Here is a 14,781-nt window from a genome sequence, read left to right on the forward strand (position 1 = left end):
TCAGTGTCAGGTGCGAGGATGCGTGCAGTACTGGCCGATGGTGCTCGTGCGGGGGTGGGGTGTCCGCGTCCGAGCAGAAGGGACCGCTGACGGCGATGCAGATCCGGCTGACCGTCGTAGACCCGCTGGGCCCGCCCGACCGGACCCGGGGCCGCGCCGCGAGCCGCGACGTGCTGGTCACCGCTCCCGTCGGCACCGCCCTGGCCGCGGTGGCCACGGCTCTCGCCTCGGCGGTCCCCGGTGACGGTGGCGCCTCCCGGGCGGGCGAGGCCGAGCGCGGCGGCGGTCCGGTCGTGCTGTACGCGGACGGCGAGCGGCTGGACGCCCAGCGCGCCACCCTGGGCGAGCCCCCGCTGATCGACGGAGCCGTGCTGTCCCTGGGCGCCCCCGCGGCCCCCGAGCCCCATCCCGAGCTCGACGACGCCCCCACCCAGCTCCATGTGGTCGCGGGACCCGACGCCGGCGGCGTCCATCTGCTGCACGGCGGCCAGATCCACATCGGCCGCTCCGCCGAGGCCGACGTCCCGCTGGACGACCCCGACGTCTCCCGCCTGCACTGCGCCGTCACGGTCGCCCCCGACGGCCGCGTCTCGGTCGCCGACCTCGACTCCACGAACGGCACGACGCTGGACGGCGCCCGCGTGGGCACCCGCCCGGTCCGCTTCCCCCCGGGGGCGCTCCTGAGGATCGGCGAGTCGGTGCTCCGGCTGGCGCCGAGCGGGGGGCGTCGGCTCGGGACGGAACCGGACGGCGAGGGGCACGTGCGCGTGACCTCCGACGAGGCCGGCCCCGTACCGGGCGCCGAGCGCGGGCCCGGGCGCGCGGACACCACGGCCCGTACCGGCCGCTCCGGACCCGCACCGGGCGGCAGTCGAGCCCCCGGGGACTCCGCACCGGCCGGTGAGCCGGGCGGCCACGGCCAGGGACCGGGCGTGCCCGGAGCGCGCCGGGGATCGGAGTCCGGCGCGGCCGCATCTTCGCCGGGCACCGCCCAGGGGCGCGGGACGGCAGGACCTCACGAGGACGGCGAGGGCGCGTCCGGCCGGGTGCCCGGACAGAGCGTGCCCGGACAGACCGCGCCCGCCTCTCGCGCGCGGGGCCGCGTGTCGGCGAGGGCCGCGGCCGAGGGCCAGGCAGGCGCGCGGGCCGGCCGTGACAGCGGCGACACCTCGCCCCGTCCGCCCGCCGACGGCACCCACCACGCCTACGGCTCCGCGAGCTGGGGCGCCTCGGGCGGCCCCGAAGGCACGGGAGCGCAGGGCCACGGCCCGTCGGAGCCCCCGGTCGTCGTACCGGGCCAGGGCGGCGCCCCCCGCATCGAGCGCCGGGGCGACTCCGGTGCCGGACGCCCGGACACCGGCATCGGCGCTTTTGGTGCGGACACCCACGGCGGCCGGTCAGGCATCGGCTCCTTCGAAGTGACCCGCACGACCGCCGTCCCCCCGCCTCCCCCGGCCGACCACGACGAGCCCTCCCCGTCCTCCGCCTCCGACGCCCCGGACACCCCCGCCGCCGGCCGCCGCAAGGGCACCCCGCTGCGCGGCACGGACGTACCGCAGGAGGTGCGGCGGCGCGGTGGGCTGTCCGCGTGGGCCCGGCGGCTGACGGGAGGGCGCGGCGAGCAGGAGCCGTCCGGGCGGGACGAGGAGTACGACGGGACGAGCGCGCCCGTCACCGCGGCCCCGTCGGCCGCCGCACCCCAGATGCCCGAGGTCTGGCCCGACCCGGCCGCCCTGCTGCTGACCGCACTGGGTCCGGGCGTGCGCCTGTGGGAGCGGGAGCCCGGGCATCCGGAGGCCCTCACCGTGCGGCTCGGCACCGCCGACCGGGCGGCCCCCGACGGCTCGGGGCTGCTGCCGGCCGTCCCGGTCACCGCGGATCTGCGGGAGGCCGGCGCCCTGGGCCTGGCCGGTCCGCGTGCCCGGCTCGCCGGGCTGGCCCGCGCGGTGGTGGCCCAGCTCGCCGCCCTGCACGCGCCCGAGACCCTGGAGATCGTCCTGATCAGCACGGACCGCTCCCGGTCCGCGCAGGAGCGCACCGCCGAGTGGTCCTGGCTCGGCTGGCTCCCCCATGTCCGTCCGGGCCACGGCCAGGACTGCCGTCTCCTGCTCGCCCACGACCGCGAACAGGCCGCGGCCCGCACCGACGAACTCCTGCGGCGCCTGGACGACCACCTGGCCGACGCCCAGCTCGCCCCCGCCGTGCCCGCCGCCCGCTCGGCCGGTCAGGACCGGCCCCGCACCGCCGTCCGACGGCCCTCCTGGGCCCGGGACGACGTGGAGGACGGGACGAGCGGCGGTTTCCCGGGGCCGTACACCGTGGTCGTCGTGGACGGCGACCCGGGCGGCGCGGATCTGCGCGGGGCGGTGGCACGGCTGGCGGCGGAGGGCCCGCGGGCCGGCATCCACATCGTGTGCCTGGCGGAGACGGCCCCGGCCTCGCCCGCCTCTCCGGTCACGGACACCTACGAGGCGGCGTGCGCGGCGGCCCCGACGTTCCGCGAGTGCGGGGCGGTCGGCCTGCTCAGCGGGGACGTGGCGACGGCCCTGCGGCTGATGCGGGTGGCCCGGGCAGGGGTCCCCACGGAGACGGGCCCCGAGACCGACGGCGACGGCGCGCACCGCGGCGCCCCCGGGTCCGTCCGCCCCGGCACCGCCCCGCCCCCGGCCGACGCCCGCCACGCGGACACTCCCCGCGCCGGCGCCGGGGCCCGCTCCACCGGCCCGGGCGCCCGCACCGACCCGGACACCCTCCCTCTCACCGCGGCCACCGCCCCGGCCCCCGTGGGGCACGGCACGGTCGCCGCCGTGGACGCCGTCTCCGCGGCCTGGGCCGAGCGGTTCGCGCGGGCACTGGCACCGCTGCGGACGGACGGCACCACCGGTGCGGGCCACGCGCGCGTGTCCTCACCGCTGCCCCAGTCGGCGCGGCTGCTGGACGAGTTGGGGCTGGCCCGGGCCACCCCGCCGTCGCTGATGACGCGCTGGGCGGACGCGGCCGACGACCCGGAGTCGCTCGGCGGCCGGGCCTGGGCGGTGCTCGGGGCCGGTCCACGCGGCCCGGTCTGCGCCGACCTCGTGGCCGAGGGCCCGCACCTGCTGATCGAGGGACCCGCGGGCAGCGGCCGTACGGAACTGCTGCGGGCGGTCGTCGCCTCGCTGGCCGCGGCCGAGCGCCCCGACCGTCTGAGCATCGTGCTGATGGACGGCCGGGACGGTGTGGGGTCCGGCGGCCACGGGGAGGGCCTGCGCGTGTGCACGGACGTACCGCACGTGACCACCCATCTGCCGGCCAACGACCCGGTCCGCATGCGGGAGTTCGCCCAGTCCCTGAGTGCGGAGCTGAAGCGGCGCGCGGAGCTGCTGGGCCGCTGCGACTTCACGGAGTGGCACACCGGCCGGGAGCTGTCGGGCCGTCTGGTCGCCCAGCGCACACCGTCCCCCCGGGGCTCCACCGGCAGCGCGGGCACTCCCGGCGACCCGGCCGCCGGCGACCTCGACTCGCCGCCCAGCTCCACGATCCGCCTGCGCCCGGCGGCGGCCCGGCGGCAGACGGAGACGGCGCCCCCGCTGCCCCGCCTGGTGGTGATCGTGGACGACCTGGACGCGCTGGTCTCCCCGCCCCTCGGCTCCCCGGGCAGGCCGGCCGCGGGATCGGTCGTACGCGCGCTGGAGGCGGTGTCCCGTGAGGGCGAGCGCCTGGGCGTGCACCTGGTGGCCGCGACCGGCCCGGGCGGTCGTACGGCGGAGTCGGACGCGGCCCGCCGGGCCACCCTGCGCGTCACCCTGGACACCCCGGCCACCGGCCCGGACGAACCGGCTCCCGGCCGGGGCCGGCTGACCCGGCCCGACGGCCGGGTGACGGCCTTCCAGGCCGGCCGGGTCACCGGCCGCATCCCCCGCACGGCGACCCTGCGCCCCACGGTCGTCCCGCTGGAATGGGAACGCATGGGTGACCCCCCGGCCCGCCGCCCGGTCCGTGAACTGGGCAACGGCCCGACGGATCTCGCCCTGCTCGCGAGTGCATTGGAACGGGCAGCGCGGGAAGTGGCAGCAGCAGAGGTCCCGTCACTGCTCTAGACGTCAAGGGGTCCCCGGGGGCGCCGCCCCCGGCCGACGCATGCCACAACGCACCGGCACTGGTCACGACGCCATCACGATCACCCGCTTGACAGTGGACGCCCACTTGCCGACCTCGGCCCCCCGGCGTAGACCAGATCGCACGGGACAGCCCTCGAACGTTCGACGAGGAACGAAGAACGGGGTCGTGATGCGCACCACGAGCAGCACCCAGCGGAAGCCCAGGTCAGCGAACAGGGCTGCGAAATCGGCGGCCGCCGCCCTCGCGGCGGCCCTCGCCCTGTCGCTCACCGCATGCGGCGGAGACGACGACAAGAGCAGTGACACGGGCGCGACAGGCGGCAAGGAGACCGGCACCACGGTCACCCTCCCCAAACTGAACGGCCAGAGCCTGGAGGTCGCCGCCGTCTGGAGCGGCGCCGAGCAGGCCAACTTCAAGAAGGTTCTCGCGGAGTTCGAGAAGCGCACCGGCGCCAAGGTGACCTTCGTGCCCGCCCAGGACCCGATCGTCAACTTCCTGGGCTCGAAGATCGCGGGCGGCCAGCCGCCGGACGTCGCGATGCTCCCGCAGCCGGGAGCGATCAAGCAGGCCGTGGACAAGAAGTGGGCCAAGCCCCTCGGCGCCGAGGCCAAGGCCGAGTTGGCCAAGAACTACTCGCAGGGCTGGCAGGACATCGGCAAGATCGACGGCACCCAGTACGGCGTCTACTACAAGGCCGCCAACAAGTCGCTGATCTGGTACAACGCCAAGGTCTTCGAGAACGCGGGCGCCACCGAGGCGAAGACGTGGGACGAGCTGCTGACCACCGCGCAGACGGTCTACGACTCGGGTGTGACCCCGTTCTCCGTGGGCGGGGCCGAGGGCTGGACCCTGACGGACTGGTTCGAGAACGTCTACCTCTCCCAGGCGGGCCCGGAGAAGTACGACCAGCTCGCCAAGCACGAGATCAAGTGGACGGACCCGTCCGTGAAGGACGCGCTGACCACGCTGGCCCAGGTGTGGGGCAAGAAGGACTATGTCGCGGGCGGCGCCAAGGGCGCGCTCCAGACGGACTTCCCGGCCTCGGTGACACAGACCTTCACCGGTGGTGAGCAGCCGAAGGCGGCGATGGTCTACGAGGGCGACTTCGCGCAGGTCAACATCCAGACGGCGAAGGCGAAGGTCGGCACGGACGCGAAGGTGTTCCCCTTCCCGAAGGTCGGCGACACCGCCCCCGTGGTCTCCGGCGGCGACGCGGCCGTCATCCTCAAGGACTCCAAGGCGGCGCAGGCGCTGGCCACCTTCCTGGCCTCCCCCGACGCGGCGACGATCCAGGCCAAGCTGGGCGGCTACCTCTCGCCGAACAAGAGCGTGGACATCTCCTCGTACCCGAACCCGGTGCAGCAGAAGATCGCCAAGGCGCTGATCGACTCGGGCGACGACTTCCGCTTCGACATGTCCGACCAGGCCCCGCAGGCCTTCGGCGGCACCCCCGGCAAGGGTGAGTGGAAGGCGCTCCAGGACTTCCTGGCGAACCCGAAGAACATCGCGGGCACGCAGGCGAGGCTGGAGGCCGACGCGGCGGCCGCCTACGGGAACTGAGGCGATGACATCGGCCACCGAGGCAGGGGTCCCACCGGCCCCTGCCTCTCCCAAGTCGCGCAAGAGCGTGACCGGCACGCGCAGGACCGTGGCGGCGCTGTTCCTGCTGCCCGCCCTCCTGCTGCTGGGCGCGCTCGTGGTCTACCCGATCGGGTACTCGATCGTCCGCAGCTTCTACGACCAGTCCGGTGACGGTTTCGCCGGAATCGACAACTACAAGGCCCTGTTCACCGACGACGGCATCCGCACGGCCCTGAAGAACAACATCATCTGGGTGGTGTTCGCGCCGACGGTCGCCACCGCGCTCGGTCTGATCTTCGCGGTGCTGACCGAACGGGTGCGCTGGGGAACGGCGTTCAAGCTGGTCGTCTTCATGCCGATGGCGATCTCGATGCTGGCGGCGGGCATCATCTTCCGGCTCGTCTACGACCAGGACCCGGACAAGGGGTTCGCGAACGCGGTGTGGGTGGGCGTGCACGACACGTTCGCGCAGTCCTCGGCGTTCCCGAAGGCCCACCCGGGCCGTGACTCGCCGCTGGTGGCCCAGGGCGGCGGTTTCATCACCAAGGCCCCGGTCCACACCGGCGGCACGGTCACCCTGCCGCTGGTGGGCGTCGCCCCGGACCAGATGCCCGGGGACGCGAAGAAGGCCGTGGCGCCGCAGGCGGACCCGGGCCGGATCACCGGCACCACCTGGCAGGACTTCACCCGCGGCAAGGGTGTCGGCAAGCTGGGCGGGGTCGACCCGAGCGAACTCGGCTACCCCGGCATGAAGATCGAGGCGGTCAAGGACGGCAAGGTCGTCGAGACCACGAAGGCCGGCGACGACGGCACGTTCTCCTTCTCCGAGAAGGCCGACGGGGCCCTGCTCAGGCTTCCGGCCGGCAACTTCAAGGAGGCCTACAACGGGCTCGACTGGCTCGGCCCGTCGCTGGTGACGCCGTCGATCATCGGGGCGTACATCTGGATGTGGGCCGGTTTCGCGATGGTGCTGATCGCGGCCGGGGCTCGCGGGCATCCCCCGGGAACTCCTGGAGGCGGCCCGGGTCGACGGCGCGAGCGAGTGGCAGGTCTTCCGCAGGGTCACGGTCCCCCTGCTGGCGCCCGTCCTCGCGGTCGTGACCGTGACCCTGATGATCAACGTCCTGAAGATCTTCGACCTGGTCTTCATCATCGCCCCGGGCTCCTCGCAGGACGACGCGAACGTCCTGGCCCTGGAGCTGTACCGCAAGGGCTTCGCCGAGGACCAGCCGGGCATCGCGAGCGCCATCTCGGTGTTCCTGCTGCTGCTGGTGATCCCGGTGATGTGGTTCAACATTCGTCGGCTCAGGCGGGAGGTACGGCGATGACCACACAGGCCGAAAGGCTCCCCGAGACGGCACCGGCGGACGGGGCGAAGGCGAGGCAGTCGCTCGGCTCACGGCTCGTCGAGCGCGTCAGCGGCGGTCTGATCAGCGTCTTCCTCGTGGTCGTCGGCCTGTTCTGGCTGGTGCCCACGATCGGGCTGCTGATCTCCTCGCTGCGCACCCCGCAGGACCTCACCGCGAGCGGCTGGTGGAAGGTCTTCACCAAGCCCGCCCAGCTCACCTTCGACAGCTACGACAAGCTGCTGCAGAACGACGACATCACCCACTCCATCGTCAACACCGTGCTGATCACGGTCCCGGCGACGATCCTGGTGATCGTCATCGGCGCGCTCGCGGGGTACGCGTTCGCGTGGATGGAGTTCCCGGGCCGCGACTGGTGGTTCATGGCCGTGGTCGGACTGCTGGTGGTGCCGGTGCAGGTGGCGCTCATCCCGATCGCCGAACTCTTCGGCAAGATCGGCCTGTTCGGCAACATCATGGGAGTGATCCTCTTCCATGTGGGCTTCGGCCTGCCGTTCGCGGTGTTCCTGCTGCGCAACTTCTTCGCGGAGATCCCCCGTGAACTCCTGGAGGCGGCACGGCTCGACGGCGCGGGTGAACTGCGCCTGTTCGTACGGGTGGTGATGCCGCTCGGCGGGCCCGCGATCGCGAGCCTGGGCATCTTCCAGTTCCTGTGGGTGTGGAACGACATGCTGATCGCGCTGGTGTTCACGGACGCCGACAGCCAGCCGATCACGGTCGCCCTGCAGACCCAGATGCGCGCCTTCGCCGACAACGTCGACGTCCTGGCGCCGGGCGCCTTCATCTCGATGGTGATTCCGCTGATCGTGTTCTTCGCGTTCCAGCGGCAGTTCGTGTCCGGCGTGATGGCGGGCGCGGTCAAGTAGCTCCGGGAACAGCGCATTTGGAGGGGCGGGCCGGAAACGGTCCGCCCCTTCGCGTTCGCCCGAATGCCGTACGGACCGTAACCCCGGGCCGCCGTGGGGCGTTCCCGGGCAGAACTCCCGCGCCGACCCTTGGATGTGCCGTGCCCAGGTTCAGTGTCATCGTCCCCGCGTACGAGGTTCAGGCCCATCTGCACGCCTGCCTGGAATCGGTGCTGTCGCAGTCGTACGAGGATCTGGAGCTGATCGCGGTCGACGACCGCTCGCCGGACGTGTGCGGGGAGATCATCGACGAGTTCGCGGCCCGTGATCCCCGGGTCCGCGCGGTCCGTCTGGCACGGCACTCGGGACTCGGCCCCGCCCGCAACGCCGGGGCGGCCGAGGCGACGGGCGACTACCTGCTGTTCCTCGACGGCGGCGACACCCTCACCCCGCACGCGCTGCGGGCCGTCGCCGACCGGCTGAAGGAGACGGGCGAGCCGGACGTCCTGGTCCACGACCACGCGCTCGTGGACCGGTCGGGCGAGAGCGTCCGGGACGCCTTCGCGGGCCGGCTCGCCGAGCAGGGCCCGGCACCGTTCCGCCTGGAGGACCGCCCGGGGCTGCTGCGGGTGCCGTCGCCGGCCTGGAACAAGGCGTACCGCCGGGAGTTCGTCGAGCGCGAGGGCTTCACCTTCCCGCCCGGCCGGCACACGGACGTGGCCTGGACCCCACCGGTCCTGATGGCCGCCGAGACGATCGCCACCCTGGACCGGGTCTGCGTCCACCACCGACAGGACCGCCGGGGCGAACTGCCCGACGCGGACGCGCACTTCGACCTCTTCGAGCAGTACGACAGGGTCTTCGCGTACGTCGATACGCGCCCCGGACTCGGGCGGTGGCGGCCGGTGCTGTTCCGCCGCATGGTGGACGACCTCTGGGCGGTGTTCGCCGACCGGGACAGGTTCCCGCGCGGCACCCGGGCCGAGTTCCTGCGGCGCGCCCGCGTCCACTACCGGGCCCACCGCACCCCGGGCCACCCGGTCCCGGCGCGCTCCCGGGCGCGCCACGCGGTGATCCGCCTGGGCCTGTACCGCACCCACCGGTTCGCCGAGCTGGCCCGGGGCCTCGGCCGGCGGACCGCCCGCCCGGTCGCACGGCTCGCCAGGTCCCTGCACGCGGCGGCCCTGCGCCTCCACTACCGCGTCCAGCGCTGCCTCCCGCTGCGCGAGGACCGGGCCGTCTTCGCCGCCTACGGGGGCCGCGGCCACGGCTGCAACCCGGGCGCGCTGGAGGAGGCGTTCCGCACCTTCGCCCCGCACATCCGCACCGCGTGGGTCGCCCACCCGGAGCACCACCACACCATCCCGACCGCCACCCGCCGGCTGCGCCCCGGCACGGCCGCCCACTGGACGGCGCTGGCCCGCTCCAAGTACCTCGTCGACAACACCGACTTCGACCACCGCCTGGTCAAGCGCCGCGGCCAGATCCTTCTCCAGACCCAACACGGGACACCGCTCAAGCACATGGGCCTGGACCTCCGGGAACACCCGGCGGCGGCCGGCGACTTGGACGTCGAGGCGCTGCTGCGCGGCGTCGACCAGTGGGACTACCTCCTGTCCCCCAACCGCCACACCACCCTGACCTGGGAGCGGGTCTACCCCGGCGGCTACACCACGCTCCCCTACGGCTACCCCCGCAACGACGTGTTCCAGCGGGCGACCTCGGAGGACGTACGGCGGCTGCGCGAGTCCCTCGGCATCCCCGAGGGCTCGGTGGCGATCCTGTACGCGCCCACCCACCGCGACTACCGCCGCACCCAGCGCACCGGCCTCGACCTGGACCGTCTGCTGCGCCGGCTGGGCCCCCGCTTCGTCGTGCTGGCCCGCGCCCACCACCGCCACGGCGGCCCGCTCGTCTCCCCCGCGACCGGCCGGGTCATCGACGTCACCGGCCACCCGAGCGTGGAGTCCCTGTGCCTCGCCTCGGACGCCCTGGTCACCGACTACTCGTCCCTGATGTTCGACTACGCGGGCCTGGACCGCCCGATCGTGATCCACGCCGACGACCGGGAGGCGTACGAGGCGTCCCGGGGCACCTACTTCGACCTGCGGTCCTGCGCTCCCGGCGCGATCGCGCGCAGCGAGGACGAACTGATCGACATCTTCGCCACCGGCCACTGGCGCGGCTCCCGCTCCACCCAGCTGCGCTCGGCGTTCCGCGAGCGCTTCTGCCCGTACGACGACGGCCGCGCCGCCGAGCGGGTCGTACGCCATGTCGTCCTGGGCGAGACCGGGCTGCCGGCGGTGGTGCCGCTCGCGGAGCGCCACCCGGTGCCGTCGGCGGCGGCAGCGCTCGACCGTCCTCCGCTGGCCACCGTGCCCCGCCCCGCGACGGACACGCCCGTCGCCGAGACCCGCTAGGAGGGGCCCGTGCCGTCCAGCGCGTCCCACCCCACGCCGACCCGCCCGTCCACCTGGCGCCCGGCGGGTCGGCCGGGCCGCTAGCCGCGAGCCGCCTGCGGACGCAGCCGCACCCATCCCTCCCACGCCGACGTGATCATGTCCTGGACGTCGTGCTTGGCCTTCCAGCCGAGCTCGGTGGCCGCCAGCTCCGCGGAGGCGACAACCCGGGCCGGGTCCCCGGGGCGGCGGGGAGTGACCGTCGGGGGGCGGTCGTAGCCGGTGACGGCGTTGATGTGGTCGATCATCTCGCGCACGGAGACGCCCTCGCCGCGCCCGATGTTGACGGTGAGGGCACGTCCCGGGCCGGACTGCAGGGTGCGGGCCGCGGCCACATGCGCCTCGGCCAGGTCGGCGACGTGGATGTAGTCGCGGACACAGGTGCCGTCCGGGGTGTCGTAGTCGTCGCCGAAGATGCGCGGAGCCTCGTCCTGCGTGAGCTTCTCGAAGACCATCGGGACGATGTTGAAGACGCCGGTGTCGGCCAGTTCGGGGCTCGCCGCGCCCGCGACGTTGAAGTAGCGCAGGCAGGCGGTGGACAGGCCGGTCGCGCGGCCCGTGGCCCGCACCAGCCACTCCCCGGCCAGCTTGGTCTCGCCGTACGGCGACATCGGCGCGCACGGGGTCCGCTCGGTCACCAGGGGGACGTCCGGCATGCCGTACACCGCGGCGGAGGACGAGAAGACGAAGGAGGGGACACCGGCCGTCGTCACCGCCTCCAGCAGGACGCGCAGGCCCTCGACGTTCTCCCGGTAGTAGTGCAGCGGCAGCTCCACCGACTCGCCGACCTGCTTCTTCGCCGCGAGGTGGACCACTCCGGTGACCTCGTGGTCCGCCAGGGTGTGCGCGACCCGCTCGGCGTCCAGCGTGGACCCCGTCACCAGCGGCACATCGGCCGGCACGCGCTCGGCGATGCCGGTGGACAGGTCGTCGTACACGACCGCCTGCTCGCCCGCCGCCGTCATCGCCCTCACGACGTGCGCCCCGATGTAGCCGGCGCCGCCGGTGATCAGCCAGGTCATGTACGGCCGTCCCCTCTTCGGTTGACCCGTGTCCGCGTATCAGTGAAGCAGGCGGTGGGATCGGACGTGCGGTGTCGACGTGCCGGTGCGTGCCGGTCCCGCTCAGTCCTCGTCGGGAAGCTCGGCGTGCACCGCCGCGTCCAGGGCCGAGGTGAGCTGGTCGAGGCGGGCCCGCAGGGCGCTGATCTCGTCCACGTCGAAGCTGGTCGCCGAGACGATCCGGCGGGGCACCTGCTCCGCGCGCTCCCGCAGGGCGACGCCCTCCTCGGTGAGCCGGACCTCCACCGAGCGCTCGTCACGCACGCTGCGTTCACGCCGGACCAGGCCGGCCGTCTCCAGTCGCTTGAGGAGCGGGGAGAGGGTGCCCGAGTCGAGCCGCAGGTGCTCGCCGAGCTTCTTGACGGGCAGATCACCGTGCTCCCACAGCACCAGCATCACCAGGTACTGCGGATACGTGATCCCCAGGTCCTTGAGGATCACGCGGTAGACGCTGCCGAAGGCGCGGGAGGCCGCGTTCAGGGAGAAGCAGATCTGCTGGTCGAGGCGGAGCCAGTCGGTCGCGGCCGGGGTCGCGGCGGGAGCGCTTGCCGGGGTCGGGGTCGGGGGCGTGTCCATGGGTCCAGGGTAGCTCTTGCGGACCATTTAGTTGTGCACAATTGAATTGTGTGCTCTACTTATGGCCGTGAGGCGGCCGCGGAAGAGCCGCCGGAACAAGACTTCGAGATGGGACGGTTTTCCATGGACGCGCTGTACACCGCTGTCGCCACCGCCACCCACGGCCGTGACGGCCGCGCCTACACGAACGACGGCAAGATCGACGTCGCTCTGGCCCCGCCGGTGGAGCTGGGCGGCAACGGACAGGGCACCAACCCGGAGCAGCTCTTCGCCGCCGGTTACGCCGCCTGCTTCGGCAGCGCCCTCGGCCTCGTCGGCCGCCAGGCCAAGGTCGACGTCAGCGACGCCGCCGTCACCGCCGAGGTCGGCATAGGCAAGCAGGGCGAGGGCTTCGGCCTCAAGGTCGCCCTCCGCGTCGAACTCCCCGACACCGTGGACGCGGAGACCGGCCGCAAGCTGGTCGAGCAGGCCCACCAGGTCTGCCCCTACTCCAACGCCACCCGCGGGAACATCGACGTGGAGCTCGTCATCGAGTAGGTGCGGTGGGCTGGCTCGGGTGGTGCCGGGTGGGTTCGGGTGGTTCCGGGTGGGTTCGGGTGGTTCCGGATGGGCGGGGGTGGTTCCGCCGGCCCGCTGGTTCGCTGGTTCGCTGGTCCGAGGGAGCTGCACGGCCGCGGTTCCGGAACGGGCGTGCGGTGATCGGGGCGGGAGTGAGCGGGTGGCTTCCGCCCCGGCCGCCGTGGCATCCCGGCCCCGCAGTGACATCCCTCAACTTCCGAGTATCGGCAGCCACTCACGAACCGCCCGCACCTCGACGCCGGGAGTGGCCCGGTAGTACGGGTCCGCCTCCAGGATCTCCTCCAACTCCGCCCGCCCCACCGCGAACACCAGCATCGCCCCCCGGTCGTCCGCCCACGGCCCCGCGGCGAACAGCTTCCCCTCGGCGTGCAGGCGGCCGAGCGCCTCACGGTGAGCGGGGCGGGCGTCAAGGCGTTCGGGCGCGGCTGTGAAGGCGAGTTCGACGACAAGCACGAGGTCCCCTTCCCGGGACGACAGTCCGACGCCACGAGGCTAGGCTCGGGCCGCCGCGCCGGTCTGTATCGGCCGATACAGCGAGGGGCGAGCCGACAGGGGGAGGGAAACCGCCACCGTGCCCAGAGCCGACTGGAGGCGTCTGCAGGACGTCCCGCTGTTCGCCGCACTCCCCGAGCCCGACCTGCGCCGCCTGTGGGACACCTCGCTCCCCCGCCCCTACGCCCCCGGCGACACCCTGCGCGCCCAGGGTTCCCCCGCCGACCACCTGCTCGTCCTGCTCGACGGCACCGTCTCCGCGTCCGCCACGACCGCCGGCGGGCGCGTCCTGCGGTTCGGGACCTGGGCCGGGCCCTGCGCCCTCGACAAGGTCGCACTCCTCGACGGAGCCGGTCACACGGCCACCTTCACCGCCCTCACCCCGTGTGCCGTACGAGCCGTCCCACGCGCCCGATTCACGTCCCTGCTCGACGACTCGGCGGCCGTACGCGCCCATGTCCTGCGGCTCCTCGCCGCCCAGGCCCGCGCCCAGCAGGAACGACTCACCGACACCGCCACCCTGCCCTGCGAGGCCCGCCTCGCGGCCTGGCTCCTGGACGGGCTGAGCCGGCCCGGCACCGACGGCCACGTCCTCCTCCCCGGCGGCCAGCGCGAACTCGCCGAGCTGCTGGGGGTCACCCGCGTCACGGTCAACCGTGCGCTGTCCCGGCTTCGGCGGGACGGACTCATCGAGCCCGCGGGGAGCTGCGGCAACGGCGGCGACACCAGCGGCGGCGGCAGCGGCGGCGGCAGTGGCGGTGGCGGTGGCGGTGGCGGTCGAATTCGGGTGCTCGCCCCGGAGCTCCTCGCCCTGCGCGCGGCACCGGACGCCGGCCGCGCCCGCTGAGGCTCAGAGCGCCTTCAGCGCCTCCGTCGTCGCCCGGGCCAGCGCCGCGAGGTACCCCTTCGGCAGCTTCGGGCTGCGGATGACCACCGAGCGCCAGTACAGGGGGCCCGAGATCAGATCGAGGGCCAGTTCGTCGTTGAGGCCCGCCCGGAGTTCCCCGCGCTGCTCCGCCGCCGAGATGATCTTGCTGGCGACGCCCTCCTGACCCTTCTGCAACGCGTTCTGCAACGCCTCGGCGATCTCCGGATTGCGGGCCGCCTCGGCCTGGAGATCCGGGATGATCTGCGAGGCCACCGGGTGCCGCAGCGCCCGGGAGGTCACCTCGTACAGCATCCGCAGATCGTCCTCCAGCGAGCCGGTCTCCGGCACCGGCAGGCCCATCACCGCGATCTCCGACACCACGTCGAGAACCAGGTGCAGCTTGGAACGCCACCGCCGGTAGACCGCGGTCTTGCCGACTCCCGCCCGGCGCGCGATGCCCTCGATCGACATCCGCGCGTACCCGACACCCGCGAGCTCCTCGAAAACGGCTGCCCGAATGGCCTCCGTCACATCCTCACGGAGTACGGCGGCCCCGGCCGGGGCACGGCGGCGCGTACGGGTCTGCGGCGCGTCGGCGTTGGTCGTCATGCGGACAGCATAGGGCGTAGCGACGAAACGGTGCCGTTCCGACGCGGGATCGTTCCGACGCGGGATCGTCGCGACGAAACCGTAGCGGCCTGACGGGACGCGTCACGACGGGACGGGATCGTCACGACGCCCGTCGCCACGACGATACGGTTTCGTTCCATCGTCATTCGTCACGACGAAACGGTTGCGTTCCGACGCTCCCTCGTCTTACGCTCACGTTGCGACGATACGGTCCCGTCCCGA

The 14,781-nt window shown here is 73.5% G+C and carries 10 protein-coding genes and 1 pseudogene; 7 read left to right on the top strand and 4 right to left on the bottom strand.

Features of this window, described 5'->3' with window-relative positions; genetic code table 11:
* Positions 1–95: 95 nt before the first annotated feature.
* The 5 genes and pseudogenes from M2163_RS21555 to M2163_RS21575 all read left to right on the top strand — a co-directional run bounded on the left by M2163_RS21555 (position 96) and on the right by M2163_RS21575 (position 10,314).
* On the top strand, positions 96–4,079 hold the full coding sequence (locus M2163_RS21555; protein ID WP_280854187.1) for an FHA domain-containing protein: 3,984 nt from the start codon (positions 96–98) through the stop codon (positions 4,077–4,079).
* Positions 4,080–4,269: 190 nt separating this feature from the next.
* Positions 4,270–5,661, top strand: a complete 1,392-nt coding sequence (locus tag M2163_RS21560; RefSeq protein ID WP_280851169.1) for an ABC transporter substrate-binding protein — start codon at positions 4,270–4,272, stop codon at positions 5,659–5,661.
* Positions 5,662–5,728: 67 nt separating this feature from the next.
* Positions 5,729–7,010, top strand: a pseudogene (locus M2163_RS21565) (sugar ABC transporter permease).
* Positions 7,007–7,915 carry a carbohydrate ABC transporter permease gene (locus M2163_RS21570; RefSeq protein WP_280851167.1) on the top strand — a complete coding sequence of 303 codons (909 nt, stop codon included), beginning with the start codon at positions 7,007–7,009 and terminating at the stop codon, positions 7,913–7,915. Before M2163_RS21565 ends, M2163_RS21570 begins: the two are co-directional and overlap by 4 nt.
* A 140-nt stretch (positions 7,916–8,055) precedes the next feature.
* The gene (locus M2163_RS21575; protein ID WP_280894763.1) at positions 8,056–10,314 is read left to right on the top strand and encodes a bifunctional glycosyltransferase family 2 protein/CDP-glycerol:glycerophosphate glycerophosphotransferase; all 2,259 of its coding nucleotides are present in this window, start codon (positions 8,056–8,058) and stop codon (positions 10,312–10,314) included.
* 80 nt (positions 10,315–10,394) lie between these two features.
* Here M2163_RS21575 and galE read toward each other — a convergent pair whose 3' ends face one another.
* Positions 10,395–11,375 carry a UDP-glucose 4-epimerase GalE gene (gene galE / locus M2163_RS21580; protein ID WP_280894764.1) on the bottom strand — a complete coding sequence of 327 codons (981 nt, stop codon included), beginning with the start codon at positions 11,373–11,375 and terminating at the stop codon, positions 10,395–10,397.
* 102 nt (positions 11,376–11,477) lie between these two features.
* Positions 11,478–11,990 carry a MarR family transcriptional regulator gene (locus tag M2163_RS21585; RefSeq protein ID WP_280851164.1) on the bottom strand — a complete coding sequence of 171 codons (513 nt, stop codon included), beginning with the start codon at positions 11,988–11,990 and terminating at the stop codon, positions 11,478–11,480.
* Positions 11,991–12,113: 123 nt separating this feature from the next.
* Here M2163_RS21585 and M2163_RS21590 point away from each other — a divergent pair, with 123 nt between their 5' ends.
* The gene (locus M2163_RS21590) at positions 12,114–12,527 is read left to right on the top strand and encodes an organic hydroperoxide resistance protein (RefSeq protein WP_280854186.1); all 414 of its coding nucleotides are present in this window, start codon (positions 12,114–12,116) and stop codon (positions 12,525–12,527) included.
* 231 nt (positions 12,528–12,758) lie between these two features.
* On the opposite strand, the gene M2163_RS21595 is transcribed toward M2163_RS21590, so the two are convergent.
* Positions 12,759–13,022 (bottom strand): YciI family protein, encoded by a 264-nt coding sequence (locus M2163_RS21595; protein ID WP_280894765.1) that lies wholly within the window; start codon positions 13,020–13,022, stop codon positions 12,759–12,761.
* 118 nt (positions 13,023–13,140) lie between these two features.
* Here M2163_RS21595 and M2163_RS21600 point away from each other — a divergent pair, with 118 nt between their 5' ends.
* Positions 13,141–13,908, top strand: coding sequence for a Crp/Fnr family transcriptional regulator (locus M2163_RS21600; protein ID WP_280894766.1), 768 nt, complete (start codon positions 13,141–13,143; stop codon positions 13,906–13,908).
* Between the two features lie 3 nt (positions 13,909–13,911).
* Here M2163_RS21600 and M2163_RS21605 read toward each other — a convergent pair whose 3' ends face one another.
* Positions 13,912–14,538, bottom strand: coding sequence for a TetR/AcrR family transcriptional regulator (locus tag M2163_RS21605; RefSeq protein WP_280851161.1), 627 nt, complete (start codon positions 14,536–14,538; stop codon positions 13,912–13,914).
* Between the last annotated feature and the right edge of the window lie 243 nt (positions 14,539–14,781).

Source organism: Streptomyces sp. SAI-135 (genome assembly GCF_029893805.1).
Lineage (GTDB): Bacteria > Actinomycetota > Actinomycetes > Streptomycetales > Streptomycetaceae > Streptomyces.